20 protein-coding genes, 1 tRNA gene, 1 rRNA gene, 1 other RNA gene, 1 pseudogene and 1 other annotated feature are annotated in these 20,185 nt (G+C 45.4%); of the genes and pseudogenes, 9 read left to right on the forward strand and 15 right to left on the reverse strand.

Features of this window, described 5'->3' with window-relative positions:
- Nucleotides 1–193: 193 nt before the first annotated feature.
- From QMZ64_RS22385 to tadA, 7 genes are all read right to left on the reverse strand, one after another.
- Nucleotides 194–460, reverse strand: a complete 267-nt coding sequence (locus QMZ64_RS22385) for a pro-sigmaK processing inhibitor BofA family protein (protein ID WP_243944577.1) — start codon at nucleotides 458–460, stop codon at nucleotides 194–196.
- Between the two features lie 64 nt (nucleotides 461–524).
- Nucleotides 525–749, reverse strand: a complete 225-nt coding sequence (locus QMZ64_RS22390) for a YaaL family protein (protein WP_035337520.1) — start codon at nucleotides 747–749, stop codon at nucleotides 525–527.
- Nucleotides 750–769: 20 nt separating this feature from the next.
- Nucleotides 770–1,366 carry a recombination protein RecR gene (recR, locus tag QMZ64_RS22395; protein ID WP_003178140.1) on the reverse strand — a complete coding sequence of 199 codons (597 nt, stop codon included), beginning with the start codon at nucleotides 1,364–1,366 and terminating at the stop codon, nucleotides 770–772.
- Nucleotides 1,367–1,379: 13 nt separating this feature from the next.
- Nucleotides 1,380–1,703, reverse strand: coding sequence for a YbaB/EbfC family nucleoid-associated protein (locus QMZ64_RS22400; RefSeq protein ID WP_065643978.1), 324 nt, complete (start codon nucleotides 1,701–1,703; stop codon nucleotides 1,380–1,382).
- Between the two features lie 26 nt (nucleotides 1,704–1,729).
- Entirely contained in the window at nucleotides 1,730–3,430 is a 1,701-nt protein-coding gene (gene dnaX / locus QMZ64_RS22405; RefSeq protein ID WP_265625169.1) for a DNA polymerase III subunit gamma/tau, read from the reverse strand.
- Between the two features lie 129 nt (nucleotides 3,431–3,559).
- An RNA gene (ffs, locus tag QMZ64_RS22410) (signal recognition particle sRNA large type) lies at nucleotides 3,560–3,825 on the reverse strand.
- 90 nt (nucleotides 3,826–3,915) lie between these two features.
- Nucleotides 3,916–4,398: a tRNA adenosine(34) deaminase TadA gene (gene tadA / locus QMZ64_RS22415; RefSeq protein ID WP_065643989.1), complete on the reverse strand. Its 483-nt coding sequence runs from the start codon at nucleotides 4,396–4,398 to the stop codon at nucleotides 3,916–3,918.
- Nucleotides 4,399–4,480: 82 nt separating this feature from the next.
- On the opposite strand from tadA, the gene QMZ64_RS22420 reads away from it, so the two are divergent.
- From QMZ64_RS22420 to QMZ64_RS22435, 4 genes are all read left to right on the forward strand, one after another.
- Nucleotides 4,481–5,029, forward strand: coding sequence for a cysteine hydrolase family protein (locus QMZ64_RS22420; RefSeq protein ID WP_301441602.1), 549 nt, complete (start codon nucleotides 4,481–4,483; stop codon nucleotides 5,027–5,029).
- Nucleotides 5,030–5,065: 36 nt separating this feature from the next.
- Nucleotides 5,066–6,385 carry a glycoside hydrolase family 18 protein gene (locus tag QMZ64_RS22425; RefSeq protein WP_265625170.1) on the forward strand — a complete coding sequence of 440 codons (1,320 nt, stop codon included), beginning with the start codon at nucleotides 5,066–5,068 and terminating at the stop codon, nucleotides 6,383–6,385.
- An 85-nt stretch (nucleotides 6,386–6,470) separates the two neighbouring features.
- Nucleotides 6,471–7,094 carry a deoxynucleoside kinase gene (locus tag QMZ64_RS22430; RefSeq protein ID WP_243944583.1) on the forward strand — a complete coding sequence of 208 codons (624 nt, stop codon included), beginning with the start codon at nucleotides 6,471–6,473 and terminating at the stop codon, nucleotides 7,092–7,094.
- On the forward strand, nucleotides 7,091–7,732 hold the full coding sequence (locus QMZ64_RS22435) for a deoxynucleoside kinase (protein ID WP_020449778.1): 642 nt from the start codon (nucleotides 7,091–7,093) through the stop codon (nucleotides 7,730–7,732). The genes QMZ64_RS22430 and QMZ64_RS22435 overlap by 4 nt, the downstream gene beginning before the upstream one ends.
- 329 nt (nucleotides 7,733–8,061) lie before the next feature.
- Here QMZ64_RS22435 and comI read toward each other — a convergent pair whose 3' ends face one another.
- Together comI and QMZ64_RS22445 are read right to left on the reverse strand one after the other, a co-directional pair.
- Nucleotides 8,062–8,157 (reverse strand): competence inhibitor ComI, encoded by a 96-nt coding sequence (gene comI, locus QMZ64_RS22440; protein WP_222427441.1) that lies wholly within the window; start codon nucleotides 8,155–8,157, stop codon nucleotides 8,062–8,064.
- Nucleotides 8,158–8,430: 273 nt separating this feature from the next.
- A tRNA-Ser gene (locus tag QMZ64_RS22445) sits at nucleotides 8,431–8,523 on the reverse strand.
- A gap of 123 nt (nucleotides 8,524–8,646) precedes the next feature.
- Between QMZ64_RS22445 and QMZ64_RS22450 the strand changes: the two genes are divergently transcribed.
- The 4 genes and pseudogenes from QMZ64_RS22450 (at nucleotide 8,647) to QMZ64_RS22465 (ending at nucleotide 12,727) form a co-directional block, all read left to right on the forward strand.
- Complete coding sequence (locus tag QMZ64_RS22450) at nucleotides 8,647–9,075, forward strand: SMI1/KNR4 family protein (protein ID WP_243944585.1); 429 nt, start codon at nucleotides 8,647–8,649, stop codon at nucleotides 9,073–9,075.
- A 29-nt stretch (nucleotides 9,076–9,104) separates the two neighbouring features.
- A complete protein-coding gene (locus QMZ64_RS22455) occupies nucleotides 9,105–10,223 on the forward strand; it encodes a CdaR family transcriptional regulator (protein WP_265625172.1) in 1,119 nt (372 codons plus the stop codon).
- Between the two features lie 89 nt (nucleotides 10,224–10,312).
- Nucleotides 10,313–11,581 (forward strand): annotated as a pseudogene (locus QMZ64_RS22460) (GntP family permease).
- A gap of 15 nt (nucleotides 11,582–11,596) precedes the next feature.
- Nucleotides 11,597–12,727, forward strand: coding sequence for a glycerate kinase (locus QMZ64_RS22465; RefSeq protein WP_265625173.1), 1,131 nt, complete (start codon nucleotides 11,597–11,599; stop codon nucleotides 12,725–12,727).
- Between the two features lie 29 nt (nucleotides 12,728–12,756).
- On the opposite strand, the gene serS is transcribed toward QMZ64_RS22465, so the two are convergent.
- The 5 genes from serS to guaB form a co-directional block, all read right to left on the reverse strand.
- Nucleotides 12,757–14,034, reverse strand: a complete 1,278-nt coding sequence (serS, locus tag QMZ64_RS22470) for a serine--tRNA ligase (protein ID WP_026579009.1) — start codon at nucleotides 14,032–14,034, stop codon at nucleotides 12,757–12,759.
- 57 nt (nucleotides 14,035–14,091) lie between these two features.
- Nucleotides 14,092–14,311, reverse strand: a binding site (T-box leader).
- A gap of 51 nt (nucleotides 14,312–14,362) precedes the next feature.
- Nucleotides 14,363–14,953 carry a pyridoxal 5'-phosphate synthase glutaminase subunit PdxT gene (gene pdxT / locus QMZ64_RS22475; protein WP_265625174.1) on the reverse strand — a complete coding sequence of 197 codons (591 nt, stop codon included), beginning with the start codon at nucleotides 14,951–14,953 and terminating at the stop codon, nucleotides 14,363–14,365.
- A 21-nt stretch (nucleotides 14,954–14,974) separates the two neighbouring features.
- Nucleotides 14,975–15,859 (reverse strand): pyridoxal 5'-phosphate synthase lyase subunit PdxS, encoded by an 885-nt coding sequence (gene pdxS / locus QMZ64_RS22480; protein WP_020449771.1) that lies wholly within the window; start codon nucleotides 15,857–15,859, stop codon nucleotides 14,975–14,977.
- Between the two features lie 186 nt (nucleotides 15,860–16,045).
- Entirely contained in the window at nucleotides 16,046–17,341 is a 1,296-nt protein-coding gene (locus QMZ64_RS22485) for a D-alanyl-D-alanine carboxypeptidase family protein (RefSeq protein WP_409365421.1), read from the reverse strand.
- A gap of 184 nt (nucleotides 17,342–17,525) precedes the next feature.
- A complete protein-coding gene (gene guaB / locus QMZ64_RS22490; protein ID WP_243944597.1) occupies nucleotides 17,526–18,992 on the reverse strand; it encodes an IMP dehydrogenase in 1,467 nt (488 codons plus the stop codon).
- 121 nt (nucleotides 18,993–19,113) lie between these two features.
- Between guaB and QMZ64_RS22495 the strand changes: the two genes are divergently transcribed.
- Entirely contained in the window at nucleotides 19,114–20,091 is a 978-nt protein-coding gene (locus QMZ64_RS22495; RefSeq protein WP_265625176.1) for a YaaC family protein, read from the forward strand.
- Between the two features lie 17 nt (nucleotides 20,092–20,108).
- Here QMZ64_RS22495 and rrf read toward each other — a convergent pair.
- Nucleotides 20,109–20,185 (reverse strand): 5S ribosomal RNA (gene rrf / locus QMZ64_RS23435); the annotation flags it as partial.

The following is a 20,185-nucleotide window of genomic DNA, read 5'->3' on the forward strand; positions in this document are numbered from 1 at the left end:
GATTTATTTAATGAATTAACAGGTACGTTTTGTCTTGTTTAGTTTTCAAAGAACTTCGTTGCCGCTCTCAAAGCGACTATAATATCTTAACATTTAATCGTGATGTCGTCAACAACTTTTTTTCAAAAAAAATTATTCGTCATCAGCGACGAATACTAATTTAACACCTTTAAATAAGATTGTCAACAAGAAATTATATTGCGATAAATTGTTTAATGACAATAAGAGCTGCTACACCGGGAACCCCCAATAATCCGCTTACTCCGGTTGTTACAATATTAATCGGCACGTGAATGCCCACGCTCTCGCCAAACAGATTCACACAGAACAAAAACAAAGCGCCGACTACAAATTTAACCGCTATTCTTCCGATTAATCGCAAAGGTTTAAATGATGCTTTTGAAAAAAACAACAGGGCAACCAAAGCCACAATTGCCCCGATAATAATAACAGATCCCATGAATTCCATCACTCCTCGCTCGTTCTTGTACAAGCATATGATGGGAATCACGCGAATAGACCTGCTACTTCCAGCTGCCGATCCTTAAATTTCTTTTTTTTGCTTCCCGCAAATAAAAAAAGTACTTTGCCTCGGCAACCTTTAATTCGTAAAGAACTTCTGGCGAAGGCTCAAGACTGTTTTCAATCAGCCGCTTTTGCCTGTTCCATTCTTCCTTTTGATGGATCAGCTGTTCAATCAGCTTGTTATCAAATTCTTTTCTAAGCTTCTTTTTCCGAAGAAAACCCATGGTAATGCAATCTCCTCCCTCTACATTTCACGTCTGCCTTCAAGCGCTTTAGAAAGAGTGACTTCATCTGCATACTCCAAATCGCCTCCGACCGGAAGTCCATGGGCAATTCGTGACAGCTTAATTCCAGACGGCTTTAAAAGCCTTGAAATGTACATGGCCGTTGCTTCTCCTTCTATATTCGGGTTTGTCGCGAGAATGACCTCAGTCACTTGATCATCCTGCAACCGCTTCAGCAATTCGGGTATTTTAATATCTTCCGGACCGATGCCGTCCATCGGAGAAATCGCTCCATGCAAAACATGGTACAGTCCGTTGTACTCCTTCATTTTCTCCATAGCAATGACATCTTTAGGATCCTGAACAACACATATGACCGATTTGTCTCTTCTCGTATCTTCACAAATATAGCAGGGATCTTGATCTGTTATATGTCCGCAAACCGAGCAATATGTCAAATTGCGCTTTGCGTTCACCAATGCTTTTGCAAAATCTAACACGACGTCTTCTTTCATACTAAGAACAAAAAAAGCCAGACGGACCGCCGTCTTGGGTCCGATTCCTGGCAACTTCATAAAGCTGTCAATCAGCTTTGATATTGGTTCAGGATACTGCATTCTTATTTTCCTCCTAGAATAAACCCGGCATGTTCATTCCTTTTGTAAACTTACCCATCGTTTCATTTGTTATATCGTCGACTTTTTTCAAAGCATCGTTTGTCGCTGCAAGAACAAGATCTTGAAGCATTTCAACATCTTCAGGGTCTACGACTTCCTCTTTGATGATGACGTCGATGACTTCTTTTTGACCGTTTACCTTAACGGTCACCATTCCACCGCCTGCAGTACCTTCAAGTACTTTTTCTGCCAGTTCCTCCTGCGCCTTTTGCATATCCTTTTGCATTTTTTGCATTTGCTTCATCATTTTCTGCATGTTACCCATTCCACCGCGCATACTCAAATCCACTCTCTTTCATGTTTTTATTCTTTAATTTCAATCAGTTCCGCTCCGAACAGTTTTTTAGCTTCTGCTACGAGCGGATCTTCTTCTTTCGGTTCATTTGCTTCAGAATCTTCCGGCTGATGATCCTGCAGAAATTCTTCTCTTATTTTACCCCATTGGGCTTCGGGAACGCCAACTATATCTATCCTTCCGCCGAGCATTCCATCCAAAATTTGCTCCAGATTTGTCCTGACTCCGTTGTTGTCTTCAGCTACCATTTTACAGTGAATTTCGTATTTGAATGCGAGGACAAATGCTTTTGAAGATGCAGCCACCGGCTCGCTGTCATTTAAAAGGGCAGCATGCGATACTTTATTCTGCTGTTTAAGCTGGGCAAGCAATTGTCCCCAGTAGCCCTTCAATTTTTCGAGGTCCGGTCTTGTAGCATCTTTTAATATTTCATGAATACGGCCGACAGGCGCTTTATATGCGCTTTTCACGCTTTTTTGCGGACGGGACGTTTCTTTAGGCTGGGCGGGAGCCGAAGAAACCTGCACACCTTGTGTTTTAAGCTTCTCAATCTCCTGCTCAAGCTGCCGAACCTTGTTGACGAGATTATCCACTTCCGGCTGGGCGGCCGCGGATGCCCCTGCTTTTGGTCCCTGACAAAGCTTCACGACCGCAACTTCAAAGAAGATACGCGGATGGTTCGTCCATTTCATTTCCTGATGGCTTTTATTTAATATATCGATCATTTCGTAAAGGTCTTGTGCAGGAATTTGCCGGGATAGAGCTTGGAACTCTTCGTCCACTTTCACCTTTTCAAGAACACCTTCTAAATCAGGCGCCGTTTGATAAAGAAGCATATCCCTGAAGTAGAAAATCATATCCTCGATTAATTTTGCCGGGTCTTTTCCCTGCTGTAGCAGTTCGTTCAATGTTTCCAAAGCGCCGGAAACATTTTTTTCGTGGAGGGTTGAGGCGAGCTTTCCAATATAGTGCTGTGACACAGCCCCTGTTATCAGCAGCGCATCATCTACCGTCAGCTCTTCTCCGCTGAATGATACGGCCTGATCGAGCAGGCTCAGCGCATCCCTCATGCCGCCGTCGGCGGCACTGGCGATGATGTCTAAGGCGCCATCCTGCACCTTGAACTGTTCAGCTTCGACGATTTTTTTCATTCGTCCGACAATTGCCTGTGAGGTAATCCTCTTAAAATCAAATCGCTGACATCTAGAAATAATCGTTAAAGGAATTTTATGAGGCTCTGTTGTTGCGAGAATAAAGATACAATGTTCCGGCGGCTCTTCAAGCGTTTTTAGAAGGGCGTTGAATGCGCCGATAGAAAGCATATGTACTTCATCTATGATATATACTTTATACGTGACGGCAGACGGGGCAAATTTCACCTTGTCGCGGATGTCGCGTATTTCATCTACACCGTTGTTAGAAGCGGCGTCAATTTCAATCACATCTGAAATCGAACCGTTTGTAATGCCTTTGCACGCGGAGCATTCATTGCACGGTTCACTGACCGGAGCGTGCTCACAGTTGACAGCTTTGGCAAACAGTTTTGCGGCGCTTGTTTTTCCCGTTCCCCTCGGTCCGGAAAACAGATAAGCGTGCGAAAATTTCTTTTGTAAAAGGGCATTTTGCAACGTTTTCGTGATGTGCTCCTGACCGACTACATCTTCAAACAACTGCGGCCTGAACACTCTATATAAAGCCTGGTAACTCACAAACACGCCCTCCTCTTGTTTTCATCATTTCCATTATACATGAAGCGGCTTTCAAATCCAAAAGCTCTTCTCAAGAAAAAAACTCATCTATATTAAAATAGATGAGTTCTTAATTTGATGATTGATTTACCGTGCACCTTCTGTCGATTCGCTACCCTAAGCGTTACTTAAGCAGTTAGCTCAGCCCAGGCAACCCTGCGGCACATGGAAGGTTCCACTTAATGCTGCTTCCTTCCGGACCTGACATGGTTCATGGATTCCCATTGCGCAGGACCCAAGCGTCAACACCACTTGCTTAAGGCAGACCTTAAAGTAAACGAACCTCGAGAAAGGGATTCGGCCTCGCTCGAGCGGATTGCGAGTACAGGGCACCGCTACCTCCCCGCTTAGCACGGCAAAATAAATATCAAATTATTTAAGCTGCGTCTTCATGTGACGCACTCATTAGTATAACTTGTTTCACCCTAAATTGCAAATTTCCGTCATCACAGCTCGCTTTTCTTTTCCGCTTTCTTTTTCGCGCGGAGCTTTCTGAAAAAATCGCTCAGCATCCTGCCGCATTCTTCTTCCATTACGCCGCTTACGACTTCAGCCTGATGATTGAATCTCTCTTCCTGCAGGAGATTCATCAAAGTCCCCGCACAGCCGCCTTTCGGATCAGACGCTCCGAACACCACTTTGTCGATTCTGGAGAGAACGGCCGCTCCGGCGCACATCGGGCATGGCTCAAGGGTAACGTAAAGAACAGATCTCTCCAGCCGCCAGGTTCCCAGCTTCCGGCATGCCTCTTCAATGACGAGCATCTCTGCGTGGGCAACCGATCTTTGCTCGGTTTCCCGCAAATTATGGGCGCGGGCAATAATTTCCCCATCCAGAACCAGTACGGCGCCAATCGGCACTTCGCCTTTTTCTTCAGCTTTTCTCGCTTCATTGATCGCTTCTTTCATATAAAACTCGTCTTGTGTCATCCGCATGCACTCTTTCAATGTTTTTCGCCCAACAGAACAGGCTAACTTATAGTTAAAGGAATATGCAATCTGAAAGGAGACAATCGCATTGTCCAATTCAGCTCTCATTATAGTCGACATCATTAATGATTTTCAATTCGATATGGGTGACGTTCTTTCCAAAAAGACCAGAAACATGACCGAGCATCTTCTGACATTAAAAGAACACGCAGCCAAAAAGAAATGGCCTATCATATACATTAATGACCACTTTGGAATTTGGCAAGCGGATATTGCTGCCATTATCAAGAAATGCAAAAACGACAGAAGCGAATATATCATTGACCGGCTCGCACCGAATAACAACGATTATTTCTTAATCAAACCAAAGCACTCAGCTTTTTACGGCACCGCCCTTGAAACATTGCTGAATGAACTTCATGTCGACCATTTAATCATTACGGGAATTGCAGGCAATATTTGCGTGTTATTTACGGCAAACGACGCTTATATGAGGGAGTACGATATCACGATTCCGCGCGATTGCATCGCCTCCAACAATGAAAAAGACAACAAATATGCGTTGACGATGATGGAAAATGTTCTGTTCGCCAATATTACGACGGTTAAAGAGATCACCGCCGAAACTTGAGCATGAAACACTTCCTTTCTTCATATAGTGGTAGCAATGAGAAAGGAGGCGTTTCCCATTCAGATTTATGTCGTGAAAAGAGGCGATTCCCTTTATCAAATCGCGAATCGCTACCGAACAACAGTTAATGAAATTGTCGCGACGAATGAAATTCCGAACCCGAATCGGCTTGTTGTCGGACAAACTATCGTGATACCGATCGCCGGCGAGTTTTATGAGGTCAGACAAGGAGATACATTAGCATCAATCGGAGCCCGCTTTAATATTTCTCCGGCTGAACTGGCAAGGATCAACCGCATTCAGGTTAGCGCTATTTTGCCTGTCGGGCTGCTGCTTTATATCCCCCCTCGGCCAAAACGGAACATTGAAACAAACGCTTATATCGAACCGCGGGGAGAAAGCGTCAGCCCCGCTCTACAGCAGGCGGCAAGAGAGGCTTCGCCATACTTGACCTATTTGGGCGCTTTCAGCTTCCAGGCGAAGCGGGACGGCACACTCGAAGAACCGCCGCTGAACAACTTAAAAGAAATTGCAGACAGACATCGGACTACGATGATGATGATCGTCACCAATCTCGAAAATGAAGCCTTCAGCGACGAACTCGGCAGAATCATTTTGACGGACCAGAATGTAAAAAACAGATTGCTTGATAACATCGTTGCAACGGCCAGAAGATACGGTTTCAAAGATATTCACTTTGATTTTGAATACTTAAGGCCTGAAGACAGAGAAGCCTATAATCAATTTTTACGGGATGCACGGGCCCGCTTCAAACAGGAAGGCTGGTTCATCTCAACCGCGCTTGCGCCTAAAACGAGAGCGGATCAGCCCGGACAATGGTATGAGGCCCATGATTACCGGGCTCACGGCGAAATTGTCGATTTCGTCGTACTGATGACATATGAGTGGGGCTATAGCGGAGGACCGCCGATGGCGGTATCGCCGATCGGACCCGTACGGGATGTGATCGAATACGCACTCACGGAAATGCCGGCCAGCAAAATCGTCATGGGACAGAACTTGTACGGTTATGACTGGACGCTCCCCTTTACGCCAGGCGGGCAGCTGGCCAGAGCAATCAGCCCCCAGCGGGCAATTGAAATCGCGAGTGAGAACAATGCGGCGATACAGTACGATGAAACAGCCCAGGCTCCTTTCTTCCGCTATACGGACAATGCCGGCAAACAGCATGAGGTATGGTTTGAAGACGCCCGCTCGATTCAGGCAAAGTTTGATCTGATTAGGGAATTGAATTTAAGGGGAATCAGCTATTGGAAGCTCGGCCTGTCCTTCCCGCAAAACTGGCTCTTGATAGCCGATCAATTTAATGTTGTGAAAGAGACGTTCCCAAGTTAAAGGAACGTTTTTTTCATGGCAGAAGATGATGATGTGATACAATATGTATGGTTCACAAATGAATTTTTTTAGTAGGAGGACACCTATGAACACAGCCCCTTTCATCGCTGTCGAAGGCCCCATCGGCGCGGGAAAAACAACCTTGGCCAGCATGCTCTCCGAAAAGCTTTCACTCTCTTTGGTTAAAGAAATCGTCGAAGAAAACCCTTTTCTTGATAAATTTTATGATGACAAAGATGAATGGAGCTTTCAGCTTGAGATGTTTTTCCTCTGCAATCGCTATAAGCAGCTTGAAGATACCGAAAAAAAGTATTTGCAACATCACATACCCGTTGTTTCGGACTATCATATTTATAAAAACCTCATTTTTGCCGAACGGACGCTGAAAGGCAAAAAACTTGAGAAATACAGAAAAATTTATCATCTGCTTACAGAAGATCTGCCGAAACCGAACGTCATCATTTACATAAAAGCAAGCCTTCCGACGTTATTGGAACGGATCAAAAAACGCGGACGGCCGTTTGAACAGGAAATGGACAAGCAATATCTGGAACAGCTCATCAATGATTATGAGGCTGCCATTAAGCAATTTAAAGAATCCGATCCGCCAATGCCCGTTATTGAAATTAACGGAGACCAGGAAGACTTCGTGATCTCCGAAGCCGTTTTCAATCGAATTGCCGATCAAGTAAAGGAGTATATAGAATGAGTGTATATGCTATTCCGAAAGATGCTATCATTACTGTTGCCGGAACGGTAGGAGTGGGGAAATCCACTTTGACAAAAGAGCTTGCAAAAAGACTCGGATTTAAAACTTCTCTTGAAGAGGTTGTGAACAACCCTTATTTGGAGGCTTTCTACCAAGACTTTGAACGCTGGAGCTTTCACCTGCAAATTTTCTTCTTGGCAGAACGCTTCAAAGAGCAAAAATACATTTACGAATCGGGCGGCGGATTTGTTCAAGACCGTTCAATTTATGAAGATACAGGCATTTTTGCCAAAATGCACGCGGATAAAGGCACGATGTCAAAAGTCGATTATAAGACGTATACGAGCCTGTTTGAAGCAATGGTCATGACGCCTTACTTCCCCCGCCCCGACGTTTTAGTCTATTTGGAGGGCGATTTGGAATCGATTCTCGACCGCATCAAAAAACGCGGACGGGAAATGGAAATGTTAACCGACAGATCGTATTGGGAGGAAATGTACACAAGGTACGAAAACTGGATCAGCGGCTTTAACGCCTGTCCGGTTGTCAGAGTCAATATTGATGAATACGATCTGTTCAACAACTCTGCCTCCCTCGATCCAATTATTGAAAAAATCAGTGAAGCTATTCAAAGATAAGTTTTGTTTGAAATCACAAAGCCGACTGCAAATAAGAAGATTTGTCGGCGCTGGTTACCGCAGACAGAATGTTCCCTAAAAAAGGCATTTTCTGTGGACAAGGCCTGTATGTTGTTCTACAATGATAATATATAGCCGTATACTTCGGTACACAAATAAAGGCACATATGAATATAATTAATCCTATAAGAGTAAACTGTAAATACAAAAAGATCGAAGATGCTGGAACATCTCCGATCGGCAATAGAATAGCTCCTGTAAGGGAGCCGGCTTTTTCCTAAGTCTAACTTATGAGTAGGAACGCCTTGATGTGACGGTCAGGGGCGTTCTTACTTTTTTTTCGTGAAATTATAGGCTAATGACAGGATTCCTACAATCAGAATCCCAAAAGAAAGCATCAATTGAATTGCACTTTCCACAGCCATATTCTCACCCCCTCTCTTCCAAGCATGGAGGTGAGCCGAACGCCCCTACAAAAAGCCGATCTATTGCTTATTTTTACTTATAGGAACTTTCCGGAAAACTCAAGACCACTATCTTTTTCAATATTTGATTGGAGATATTTTTTGATACCGCTCCCCAGGTTATCCATCCATAGCACAATGTTTTAAAACACAAAAAAACCGCTGCCCTATCCAGGCAGCGGCAACACAATCTCCAATTTATGCTTAGTCAATCACTAAAATGCAAATCAATAATGGCGGAGGAAGAGGGATTCGAACCCCCGCGGGCTTTGACACCCCTGTCGGTTTTCAAGACCGATCCCTTCAGCCAGACTTGGGTATTCCTCCGTATCGACAAGAATTAATATAACATGTCCTGTCTTTTTAAGTCAAGGGATTTTTTCATAAAAAATTTATTTTATTGTTCACGCTTCTCATTATATGCAAAAATAATGATAAACGCAAAGGGTGATGGCATTGTGGAAACATTTTATAGATCGTTTGCCTCAAGATTACACGCTGAACAGACCAATTGAAACAGGAAAGCTTCAGAAAGCAGAAGAACTCCTCGGCGTCTCTTTTCCCGATGAACTGGTCAGCCTTTTAAAAACGACAGACGGGATCAATGATACATTCGGGGATCATCTCATTTGGCCTGCAGACAGAATGATAGAAGAGAATCGAGACATGAGAAGCATCGGCTGTTTTAAGCCGTTCGATTGTCTGTTATTTATAGCAGGTGCGGGCAATGGCGATTTATTTGCTTATTCGATTTTAAACGGCTCTATACGGAAAAATGATATTTATGTTTGGAATCATATAGACGACAGCCGAATATGGGTCGCATCTTCTTTAAAACCATTCATAAAAGGCTGGATCGACGGAACAATCACTATTTAAAACAAGTTCTTAGGCAGGAGCATGATGAAATGAATTATCTATCAAAAGAATTGGCGGAGGAAATTGTCGACAGAACTATGTCGATTATTCGGCACAACATTAATATGATGGATGAAAACGGGGTTATCATCGCCTCAGGAGACCGCTCGAGAATCGGTGATGAACACGCCGGAGCGAAGGACGCACTTGCAGTTGAAAAGGTTATCAGCATCACGCCTGAAGAATGCTCGGCTTTAACGGGAACAAAGCCCGGCGTAAACCTTCCCATCGTATTTCATGATGAAATAATCGGCGTTATTGGAATCACGGGGCCGCCTTCTGAAGTCAGCCGATATGGTGAACTTGTTAAAATGGCGGCAGAGCTAACTGTCGAACAGGCATTTTTAACAAAACAGCTGACATGGGATCAAAGGCTTCGGGAAGAAACGGTCATCCAAATGATTCAGGGGGCCGACCTAGCATCCCTTGACTTCCTTGAACGTGCGGAGCGATTGAATATACCGCTAGACGGCCAGCGCACTTGTCTTGTGTTTGAGCTGCCATCCGCTGATATGAAGCCGGCATTTATTAAAAAACTTGAAAAACATTTAACCGCGAAAGATTTGTACGCCAATATTTCTTTAAAAGAGATCGCAGTTATTCTGGCAGGCGCTCCCACTAAAAGCAGGGCTGATCTCTTTTCATCTTGGAACGGCTGGCTCAGCCAATGGAAAACGGTTAGAGGCGCGCTTGGCGAGCAGGCGGATCAGCTTCAGCAGCTGCCATTTTCCTATCAAAGTGCAAAACAAACGCTCAAGATTGCGAAAAACAGCTCTAGTTTATACGATTATCGAGAGTTTGCGATCCCCGTTCTGTTATCAAAAATAGAGCGCCCGGATCAGGAGATTCATTTTCAAAACATCTGGGATCGCCTTTCCCAAGCAGATCAAAACGGCGAATTAACCCATACCCTCCTCTGCTACATAGAAGAAAACGGCGAAATCGGGGAAACTTCATCAAGACTCTTTATTCACCGCAATACATTAAACTACCGGCTGAGAAAGGTTGAAATAGCGACAGGATGCAATCCAAAACGGTTTGATGACCTATTCAAACTGTATACAGCTATTACGCTTTTTTCGCCATTTTGTGCAAATGAACAATTTTAATATAGGATAAAAGAACGAAATCCGTATACCTGACCAATTCTCCCTTATACAGAAAGCGTTTACAATTGGACGTAAGGGAGGGTATGCAGATGGATATTCAAATCAATGCAATAGGCGCTTTATGCGCATTAGCCATATCAATCTTTCTCATTCTGAAAAAAGTCCCGCCGGCTTACGGCATGATGATCGGCGCATTGGCCGGAGGCTTAGTCGGCGGCGCGGATTTAATAGAGACGACAGATTTGATGATAGCGGGTGCTAAAAACATGATTCCTGCTGTGCTCCGCATCTTGGCGGCAGGGGGGCTCGCCGGCGTTCTGATTCAATAAGGCTCCGCAGCTGTGATTGCGGAAACCATTGTCAATAAAATTGGAGAAAAAAGGGCGCTGCTTGCTTTAACATTGGCGACAGCCATCTTAACAACGGTCGGCGTATTCGTCGATGTCGCCGTCATCACAGTCGCTCCGATCGCCCTTGCGATCGCGAGGCGGACCTTTATCAGCAAAGCGGCCATTCTGTTGGCGATGATCGGCGGAGGAAAAGCGGGCAATATTATGTCGCCAAACCCTAATGCCATTGCTGCTTCAGATGCCTTTCACGTTCCTTTGACATCCGTGATGGCCGCCGGGATCATCCCCGCTATATTCGGACTGGGCGCCACTTATTTACTAGCAAAACGCCTTTCAAATAAAGGAACAGGAGTAGCTGCAAATGAGATTGAAACCCAAACGGCTCAACAACTGCCGGCATTTTGGGCGGCGATCAGCGGTCCGGTGGTCTCTATCCTGTTGCTTGCCTTAAGGCCTGCGGCAGGAATTACGATTGATCCAATTATCGCTTTGCCGGCGGGAGGCCTCGTCACTGCGATTGCATCGGGACAAGCGGGCAAACTGAAGGATTTTGCCGCTTCAGGATTGTCGAAGATGTCAGGCGTTGCCGTGATGCTGATCGGGACTGGAACGCTTGCGGGAATCATCGCCAACTCCCAACTCAATTCTTTCATTACCGACACCCTTGTTGGCTTGGGTCTGCCATCGTTTCTCTTAGCTCCCATTTCCGGCATGCTGATGTCGATGGCAACCGCCTCGACAACCGCCGGCACAGCTGTCGCCAGCAGCGTATTCGGCCCGACATTGCTTGATCTTGGCGTCGCCGGCCTCGCAGGTGCGGCAATGATTCACGCGGGAGCAACGGTACTCGATCACCTGCCTCACGGAAGCTTTTTTCATACGACGGGAGGCAGCGTCTTCATGGCCATGAAAGAACGTTTAAAGCTGATTCCATATGAGTCGGTCATCGGCTTAATCCTAACCATTATCTCAACTTTGATTTTTGGAATTTTTCAATTCTTTATTTAAAAAGGAGCAGGTACCATGAAAATCGTAATCGCACCTGATTCATTTAAAGAAAGCATGACATCGCTTGAGGCAGCTAGAAGCATTGAAGAAGGCTTTAAAGCGGTTCTGCCTGACGCCGAATACCTCAACATTCCGGTTGCCGATGGAGGCGAAGGAACCGTTCAAGCTCTCGTTGACGCCACCGGAGGAGACATCGTGCAGCAAACGGTCACAGGCCCTCTCGGGAAGCCGGTAAAGGCGGCTTACGGCCTGCTTGGCGACGGAAAAACAGCTGTCATCGAAATGGCTGAAGCGTCAGGCCTTCACCTCGTGCCCCCTGAACAGCGGAATCCCCTGTTAACGACAACGAGAGGAACCGGAGAACTGATTCTCGATGCTGCGGAAAAAGGAGTGTCCAACATCATCATCGGACTCGGCGGAAGCGCGACAAATGACGGCGGAGCGGGAATGGCTGCAGCACTGGGCGTGAAGTTTCTAAACCGCGATGGAGAAGAGATTGAAAATGGGGGCGGTGCATTAGTTGAGATTGCCAAGATCGATGTGAGCGGCCTCAATCCTCAATTAAAGCATATCCACTTTGAAGCCGCCTGTGATGTCGATAATCCTCTTACGGGACCTCGCGGAGCCTCCGCCGTGTTTGGGCCGCAAAAAGGGGCGAACAGTGAAATGACTGCCCTCTTGGATCAAAACTTAAAACATTATGCTGCAGCTGTCAAAGCAGAGCTGGGGTGCGAAATCGATTCAATCCCGGGAGCAGGAGCGGCCGGAGGATTGGGAGCGGGCCTGTGCGCCTTTTTAAAAGCGGAATTAAAAAGCGGAGTTGACATTGTTTTAGATACTTTGTCTTTTTCCGAACGTATTAAAGGAGCCGATCTTGTAATTACAGGCGAGGGAAAAATAGACGGCCAAACGGTTAGCGGAAAAACGCCGGCTGGCGTCGCAAAACGCGCCCGCAGCGAGAATATTCCCGTTATTGCATTTGCCGGATCGCTTGGTGAAGGCAGCGAGCTTGTTTATGATATCGGCATTTCCGCTCTCTTTTCGATCGTGCCCGGGATTAGCTCCTTGGAGAACGCCCTTGCCGATGGAAGTTCCAATCTTACGCGCTGTGCCCGAAATGTAGCTGCCGTCTGGTCTCTCGCATAAAAAAAGCGCGCCTCTTGGCGCGCTCTTTTTTATGGTTGAATAACGTCTCTGTTCCCCATGTATGGACGAAGCGCTTTAGGAATGATGACGCTCCCGTCCTCCTGCTGGTAATTTTCCAATAATGCGGCAACCGTTCTGCCGACTGCCAAACCGGAGCCGTTCAACGTATGGACATGCTCAGGCTTGCCTTTTGCTTCCCTTCTGAATCTGATATTCGCCCGTCTGGCCTGGAAAGCTTCAAAGTTACTGCAAGATGAAATTTCACGATATGTGTTTTGGCTTGGAATCCATACTTCGATATCGTATTTTTTCGCGGCCGTAAATCCTAGATCGCCCGTACACATGCTCATCACGCGATAAGGAAGCTCAAGCAGCTGAAGAACTTTCTCCGCTTGATTTGTCAGCTTTTCAAGCTCTTCATATGAATCCTCAGGCTTTACAAATTTCACCAGTTCAACTTTGTTAAATTGGTGCTGGCGGATCAAACCGCGTGTATCACGGCCGGCTGAGCCTGCTTCTGAACGGAAGCACGCACTGAACGCCGCATAATTGATCGGCAGCTCGTCAGCTGACAAAATTTCATCGCGATGCAGGTTCGTAATCGGCACTTCCGCCGTCGGAATCAAGAAATAATCTTCTTCCCTGATTTTAAAGGCATCTTCCTCAAATTTCGGCAGCTGTCCGGTGCCTGTCATGCTTGCGCGGTTCACCATGTACGGCGGGATGACTTCTGTATAGCCGTACTCGTCTACGTGAAGATCAAGCATAAAGTTATACAATGCCCGTTCAAGTCTGGCGCCGAGCCCTTTATAGAAAACGAAACGGCTGCCCGTAACCTTGCCGGCCCGCTCAAAATCGAGAATATCCAATTGATCGGCAATATCCCAATGAGGCTTCGGCTCAAATGAGAATCCGGGGAGTTCGCCCCATTTGCGAACTTCCACGTTGTCGTCTTCAGTCTCACCGACCGGAACAGACTCATGGGGGATGTTCGGGATAGACAGCATGATTTTATCAAGTGAAGATTCGACCGTTCTCAGCTCTTCATCAAGCTTTTTAATGTCTTCACCGACCTCGCGCATTTCTTTAATCAGGTGGTCAGCATCTTTTTTCTCCCGCTTTAAAGCGGCAACCTGCTGAGATACCTCATTGCGCTTTCCTTTCAGCTCTTCCACTTTGACGATCAATTCTCTTCTCTTTGTATCCAATTCCTCAAATTGATCAAAATCTGATAAATCTTCTCCCCTGTGGGCAAGCTTTTGTTTGATTTCCTCCAAATTTGCCCGCAGCAGTTTGATATCAAGCATCTGCCTCGCTCCTTTTATACTGATTTGACCGAAAAAAAGAGCCCTCGTCCCCTAAATATAAGGGACGAGAGCTCTCGCGTTGCCACCCTGATTGAAAACAGGCATCTTCCTCCTGTTTTCCGCTTCGTTTTGATAACGGTTCTCCCGTAAATGCCTACTTTGACTGTTCAGCATTTCGCTCAAGGATGGATTCAGACAGCATCTTTCACCGATTCGCACCAACCATCGGCTCTCTTGGAAAGAGAGGCTTCCTACTGCTTCCTATCAACGCTTTTCGATCTATATTGTCTTATAAATGTACTACAAGTTTTAACAGCTTTCAACCGTTTTATACGCCGGCTTCCTGTTTATGCTTTTCCGCCATCTCGACAAATAATTTCGTCATTCTGTGGTCATCCGTCAGCTCAGGGTGGAAAGAACAGCCAAGCAGATTTCCTTGTTTGGCAGCGACGATTCTACCGTTGTGCTCCGAAAGCACTTCCACATCTGCGCCCGCTTCCAAAATGTGCGGAGCGCGGATAAATACGCCTGTAAACGGTTCGTCAAGCCCTTTAACGGTTAAGTCCGCTTCAAAGCTGTCCACTTGTCTTCCAAAGGAATTCCGTTCGACCGTTACATCCAGAACCCCAAGATGGGCATCGTTAGCTCCTGAGATATTCTTCGCCAGGATAATCAGCCCAGCACAAGTTCCAAATACCGGCTTTCCGGATGCGGCAAATTCCTGAAGAGGCTTCATAAACTGATACGTATCAATGAGGCGCCTCATCGTCGTGCTTTCTCCTCCCGGCAAAATCAAACCGTCGATTTCCTTTAACTCTTCCGGCCACTTAATGACTTTTCCGGCTGCTCCGCATGCTTCAATTGAGCGAATATGTTCTCTTACTGCTCCCTGAAGTCCAAGTACACCAATTGTCAGCATGTCAATCCGTCTCCTTCGTGTTTACCAGCCGCGCTCTTGCATACGCTGTTCTGGCAGCAGATTTGAGATTTCAATCCCTTTCATCGCAGTTCCAAGCTCTTTTGAAAGCTCGGCAATCAGTTTGTAATCCGTGTAATGCGTCGTCGCTTCAACGATTGCTTTCGCGAATTTAGCAGGGTTGTCGGATTTGAAAATACCGGACCCTACGAATACACCGTCAGCGCCAAGCTGCATCATTAAAGCAGCATCAGCAGGTGTTGCCACACCGCCGGCAGCAAAGTTTACAACAGGAAGTCGTCCTTCGGCTTTAATTTCCTTCAGCAGCTCATACGGAGCGCCGAGATTTTTCGCTTCTGTCATCAGTTCGTCATCGCTCATGCCGACTACTTTACGCACTTGAGCATTCACCTTTCTCATATGGCGGACAGCTTCCACAATATTGCCCGTGCCAGGTTCGCCTTTCGTACGAAGCATTGAAGCTCCTTCAGCGATCCGGCGCGTCGCTTCTCCGAGGTCGCGGCATCCGCATACAAATGGAACGGTAAATTCGTTTTTATTTAAATGAAATTCTTCATCCGCAGGAGTCAAAACTTCACTTTCATCAATATAGTCAACGCCGAGCGCTTCAAGAACACGCGCTTCAACGATATGCCCGATGCGCGCTTTCGCCATAACCGGGATTGAAACAGCGTTCATCACTTCTTCGACAATTGTCGGATCTGCCATGCGGGCAACTCCGCCTGCCGCACGGATATCAGCCGGAACGCGCTCCAGCGCCATGACTGCGACGGCTCCTGCTTCTTCTGCGATCTTTGCTTGTTCGGCATTGACAACGTCCATAATGACGCCGCCTTTCTGCATTTCTGCCATACCGCGTTTTACGCGATCAGTACCTGTTTGAGCCATTTCAAGGATCCCCCTAATCATAGATTGAATTGTCAGATTTAATCCTATTGTATCCTATAATTCCACAAAATCATATGAAAAACACGAAGATTATTTCTATTTTAATAACAAATCGTTAGGATTGTAAATGGTAATTCTATCTGAATATGACAATAAAGAGCCCTATCAGATAGAGCCCTTTATTGATTAAAACCAGCCGGTTACCATTTCAACAATGCTGTTCCAAATACCGGCAAAAAAGCCGCCGATGCTTCTCATCGTTAAAATAAACCAGTTTGCTTTCTCATCTTCTTCTTTTGTCACGAGGTTTACACCTGATACATCGCTGCCGAGAAATCCGTAGTCCTTTTCTTCTCCTTTATAGGAGGCCGTCAAGGTACCGACTTTCTCGCCTTTTTTAACAGGTGCGGTCAGCTCGTCTTTGTTCAGCGTCACTTTCGCCTTGTAATTCTTTTCTTCACCGTTCTTCACAGGCATTGAAAAGGCTTTTTCCGTGACGATGCCGACTTCAGTTTCTTTCCCTTTGTCGACTGTGACCGTTTCGTTGCCTTTCACTTGTGCGCCTTTTGCGTAAAACTCTTTCATGGTGAAGTTATCAAATGCATAATCAAGCATTTTTTTCGTTTCTTTAAATCGTCCCGTATGAAGGTCGCCTTTCGCATTCATAACGACGGAAATCACTCTCATGCCGTTTCTTTCGGCAGTAGCCGTAAAGCATGATCCGGCAGAGTCCGTTGAGCCGGTTTTCAGCCCGTCCACACCTTTATATTGCTGAACTAGGCCTTTCAGCATAAAATTCCAGTTCGGCATATCCATTTCATCGTCTGTGCCTTTTCTGAACTTCGTTTTGGCAATGCTCGCCGTATCGAGAATTTCAGGATAATCGCTTACTAAATGATCGGCTAGGAGCGCCATGTCTCTCGCAGACACTTCATTTTCTTCATTGGCATTTGTTCCGCTCGGATGTTTGCCGTGAAGATCCTTGTTTTCCAAACCTGTAGCATTCACAAATTTGAAATCTTTCATTCCAAGTTCTTTGGCTTTTTTATTCATTAACTCTACAAACTTTGATTCAGAACCGGCAACGATTTCAGAAAGTGCAATAGCCGCTGCGTTTGCAGAGTAAATTGCAGTCGCCTGATAAAGCTCTTTTACAGTGTATGATCCGTCTTTACGAAGAGGAACATTCGATAATGAACGATCTTGGGAAATCTCGTATACATAATCGTCAGGCGTGTATTTCTGATCCCATTTCACTTTGCCTTCGTGAATCGCTTCCAACAGAAGATACTCCGTCATCATTTTGGCCATGCTGGCAACAGGAAGACGCTGATCGGCATTTTTGCTGTACAAAATTTTCCCCGATGAAGCTTCCACCAGGATTGCTGCTTTCGCGTCTACATGAATTGGATCATTTACGGCTTTTGCTGTCGACATAGGAGAAAATGCACCTACAGTCACGGCAAAAGCAACGATCAACATGATCAGCTGCTTTATTCTCTTGCTTTTCAAATCGTGATACCTCCGCTTTTCATCAGACTAATAATCTATATCAAAGCCTTTTAAGACATTTTTCAAACACAACATTATAAATTTTATCATAAGGAAGCAAAAAAAAATAGACAGAGTATCACTCTGTCTACGGTTTAATTTTTGTCATATTTGATTAGGAAATGGTATAGTTAGGCGATTCTTTGGTAATTTGTACATCGTGAGGATGGCTTTCCCGCAGGCCTGCGCCTGTCATGCGGATGAACTGCGCATCTTCCCTCAATGCGTGCAAATCTTTTGTTCCGCAGTAGCCCATGCCGGATTTCAAACCGCCGACAAGCTGATAAACTGTGTCAGCAACCGGACCTTTATAAGGCGTACGGCCTTCAATGCCTTCCGGAACGAATTTTTTGTTTTCCTCTTGGAAGTAGCGGTCTTTGCTTCCTTTTTCCATTGCAGCCACAGAACCCATACCGCGGTAAACTTTAAAGCGTCTGCCTTGGTAGATTTCAGTCTCGCCTGGGCTTTCAGATGTTCCGGCAAGAAGGCTTCCAAGCATGACGGCATGTCCGCCGGCAGCCAAGGCTTTGACAATATCTCCGGAAAACTTGATGCCGCCGTCTGCAATAATCGCAGCACCGTGTTTTCTTGCTTCAGTCGCACAATCGTAAATCGCTGTCACTTGCGGAACACCGACACCGGCCACGACGCGGGTTGTACAAATAGAACCCGGTCCGATACCGACTTTAACTACATTTGCTCCCGCTTCGATAAGCGCTTTTGTTCCTTCGGCAGTTGCGACGTTGCCGGCAATGATATTTAATTCAGGATAAGTGTCGCGGATTTTCTTAACGGTATCCAATACACCTTGTGAATGGCCGTGCGCGGTATCAACGACGATCACATCGACATTGGCTTCCACTAGCTTTCTGACGCGTGTCATTGTGTCGCCTGTTACACCAACCGCTGCTCCAACCAATAGGCGGCCGTGAACATCTTTCGCTGAATTCGGGAATTCGATTACTTTTTCAATGTCTTTAATCGTAATTAGCCCTTTTAAAACACCTTGATCATCTAAAAGAGGGAGTTTTTCGATCTTGTATTTTTGAAGAATTTTTTCTGCTTCATCCAGGGTTGTACCAACAGAAGCCGTAACAAGCTCTTCTTTTGTCATAACATCGCTGATTTTCATGGAGTAATCAGAAATAAATCGCAGATCACGGTTTGTAATGATTCCAACCAGCTTCTGATCCTCTTCATTATCAACAATCGGAACACCGGAAATTCTGTATTTGCCCATCAAATGCTCCGCATCAAAAACTTGGTGCTCTGGCGTCAGGAAAAACGGATTTGTAATGACGCCCCGCTCTGAACGTTTGACTTTGTCAACCTGCTCAGCCTGCTGTTCAATCGACATGTTTTTGTGGATAATGCCCAGTCCGCCCTGCCGTGCCATCGCGATGGCCATTTGAGCTTCTGTCACTGTATCCATGCCTGCACTAATAATTGGAACATTCAACTTAAGAGACGGTGTAAGCTCAACGGATAAATCCACGTCGCGCGGAAGTACCTCCGATTTAGCCGGAACGAGCAATACATCATCAAATGTTAAGCCTTCTTTCGAAAATTTGCTTTCCCACATTAGTAAATCCCCCTCTTTTCGGCAAAATATTATATGTAGATTATCAACTTGAATACCCACTGTCAAGAAAGCGGGAAACAGTTGTAATTTTTAGAAAATAACCATAAGGGAAGTGGAGTATATGCAAGATAAAGGATGGAAGGATTTAAAGCTGTTTTACTCGGTCGAAACAGCCCAGCATTTTCTTGAAATGGTATATAAAAATCAAGGAATGGAAGATGCGAAAAAAAATTCTTATAAAAACGGAGAGCGGTTTATTTTCTTTCTTAAGCATGCAGAAGCTTTTTACAAGCAAGCCAAAATCGCTACGATGGAAATCAAACCAATTTTATTATTTTACGGCATGGCACAGCTATTGAAAGCCTGCCTGTTAACGACAGATCCTTCCTATCCGAGCCATACTTCAGTGCTTGCTCATGGCGTGACCACAAGAAAACGAAAAAAACAAAATTACCGCTTTTATGAAGACGAAGTGAAAATCCAAAGGAACGGCTTATGTATGCACGTCATCAGATCCCTTTTCCAATTATCCGGATTGGAAGATGAACGATTCAATATGAAGCAGCTTTTGGCAAAAATTCCGGAGATCAATAAAGTGCTGGCATTTCAAAGAAAACCAAATGCAATTGTAAAAGCAGCCGTCGAAGACCGGCTTATTCGGCTGCCTGGCGAGACACCCAATGCTTACAATATGTCATCAAAGCGTTTCATCGAACATATCGAATACCATTTAAACTGGTCTTTCTGCCGCGAGGAAAACGAGGGAATCGTTTTTTCTGCCGCTCATAAAGAATGCCGCCCCAGCACTTCGACCACTTTGCTCTATGATTTGGAGCAAGACGAATATTATTTCCCTGCTGAACGGGATCAATTTTTAAAGCTACCGGAAATATTGGCGCATTACTTGGTTGCATACAATTTAAGCATGATTGCCAGGTATGAAACTGAATGGTGGTATGACCTTCTTCTTCAAAGTGCTAGCGATGATTATGTCATCATCCAGCAGTTTTTACATATAGTCGAGTCAAAGTTCCCCTATTATGTCGCTGAACTGCTTCTTCAAAAAAAAGAAAACAACAAAAAAGACCAGCTTATATAAGCTGGTCTTTTTTAAGTGCTTGGCGGCGTCCTACTCTCACAGGGGGAAGCCCCCAACTACCATCGGCGCTGAAGAGCTTAACTTCCGTGTTCGG

This window comes from Bacillus sp. LB7 (assembly GCF_030449715.1).
Taxonomy (GTDB): domain Bacteria; phylum Bacillota; class Bacilli; order Bacillales; family Bacillaceae; genus Bacillus; species Bacillus paralicheniformis.

What these genes read in the sequence shown, in the direction of transcription:
- QMZ64_RS22385 (WP_243944577.1), bottom strand. Translation starts at nt 460, where the DNA reads ATGGGATCTGTTATTATTATCGGGGCAATTGTGGCTTTGGTTGCCCTG.
- QMZ64_RS22390 (WP_035337520.1), bottom strand. Translation starts at nt 749, where the DNA reads ATGGGTTTTCTTCGGAAAAAGAAGCTTAGAAAAGAATTTGATAACAAG.
- recR (WP_003178140.1), bottom strand. Translation starts at nt 1,366, where the DNA reads ATGCAGTATCCTGAACCAATATCAAAGCTGATTGACAGCTTTATGAAG.
- QMZ64_RS22400 (WP_065643978.1), bottom strand. Translation starts at nt 1,703, where the DNA reads ATGCGCGGTGGAATGGGTAACATGCAGAAAATGATGAAGCAAATGCAA.
- tadA (WP_065643989.1), bottom strand. Translation starts at nt 4,398, where the DNA reads ATGACACAAGACGAGTTTTATATGAAAGAAGCGATCAATGAAGCGAGA.
- QMZ64_RS22425 (WP_265625170.1), top strand. Translation starts at nt 5,066, where the DNA reads ATGAGAAAGGAGGCGTTTCCCATTCAGATTTATGTCGTGAAAAGAGGC.
- QMZ64_RS22430 (WP_243944583.1), top strand. Translation starts at nt 6,471, where the DNA reads ATGAACACAGCCCCTTTCATCGCTGTCGAAGGCCCCATCGGCGCGGGA.
- QMZ64_RS22435 (WP_020449778.1), top strand. Translation starts at nt 7,091, where the DNA reads ATGAGTGTATATGCTATTCCGAAAGATGCTATCATTACTGTTGCCGGA.
- comI (WP_222427441.1), bottom strand. Translation starts at nt 8,157, where the DNA reads ATGGCTGTGGAAAGTGCAATTCAATTGATGCTTTCTTTTGGGATTCTG.
- QMZ64_RS22450 (WP_243944585.1), top strand. Translation starts at nt 8,647, where the DNA reads ATGGCATTGTGGAAACATTTTATAGATCGTTTGCCTCAAGATTACACG.
- QMZ64_RS22455 (WP_265625172.1), top strand. Translation starts at nt 9,105, where the DNA reads ATGAATTATCTATCAAAAGAATTGGCGGAGGAAATTGTCGACAGAACT.
- QMZ64_RS22465 (WP_265625173.1), top strand. Translation starts at nt 11,597, where the DNA reads ATGAAAATCGTAATCGCACCTGATTCATTTAAAGAAAGCATGACATCG.
- serS (WP_026579009.1), bottom strand. Translation starts at nt 14,034, where the DNA reads ATGCTTGATATCAAACTGCTGCGGGCAAATTTGGAGGAAATCAAACAA.
- pdxT (WP_265625174.1), bottom strand. Translation starts at nt 14,953, where the DNA reads ATGCTGACAATTGGTGTACTTGGACTTCAGGGAGCAGTAAGAGAACAT.
- pdxS (WP_020449771.1), bottom strand. Translation starts at nt 15,859, where the DNA reads ATGGCTCAAACAGGTACTGATCGCGTAAAACGCGGTATGGCAGAAATG.
- QMZ64_RS22485 (WP_409365421.1), bottom strand. Translation starts at nt 17,341, where the DNA reads ATGTTGATCGTTGCTTTTGCCGTGACTGTAGGTGCATTTTCTCCTATG.
- guaB (WP_243944597.1), bottom strand. Translation starts at nt 18,992, where the DNA reads ATGTGGGAAAGCAAATTTTCGAAAGAAGGCTTAACATTTGATGATGTA.
- QMZ64_RS22495 (WP_265625176.1), top strand. Translation starts at nt 19,114, where the DNA reads ATGCAAGATAAAGGATGGAAGGATTTAAAGCTGTTTTACTCGGTCGAA.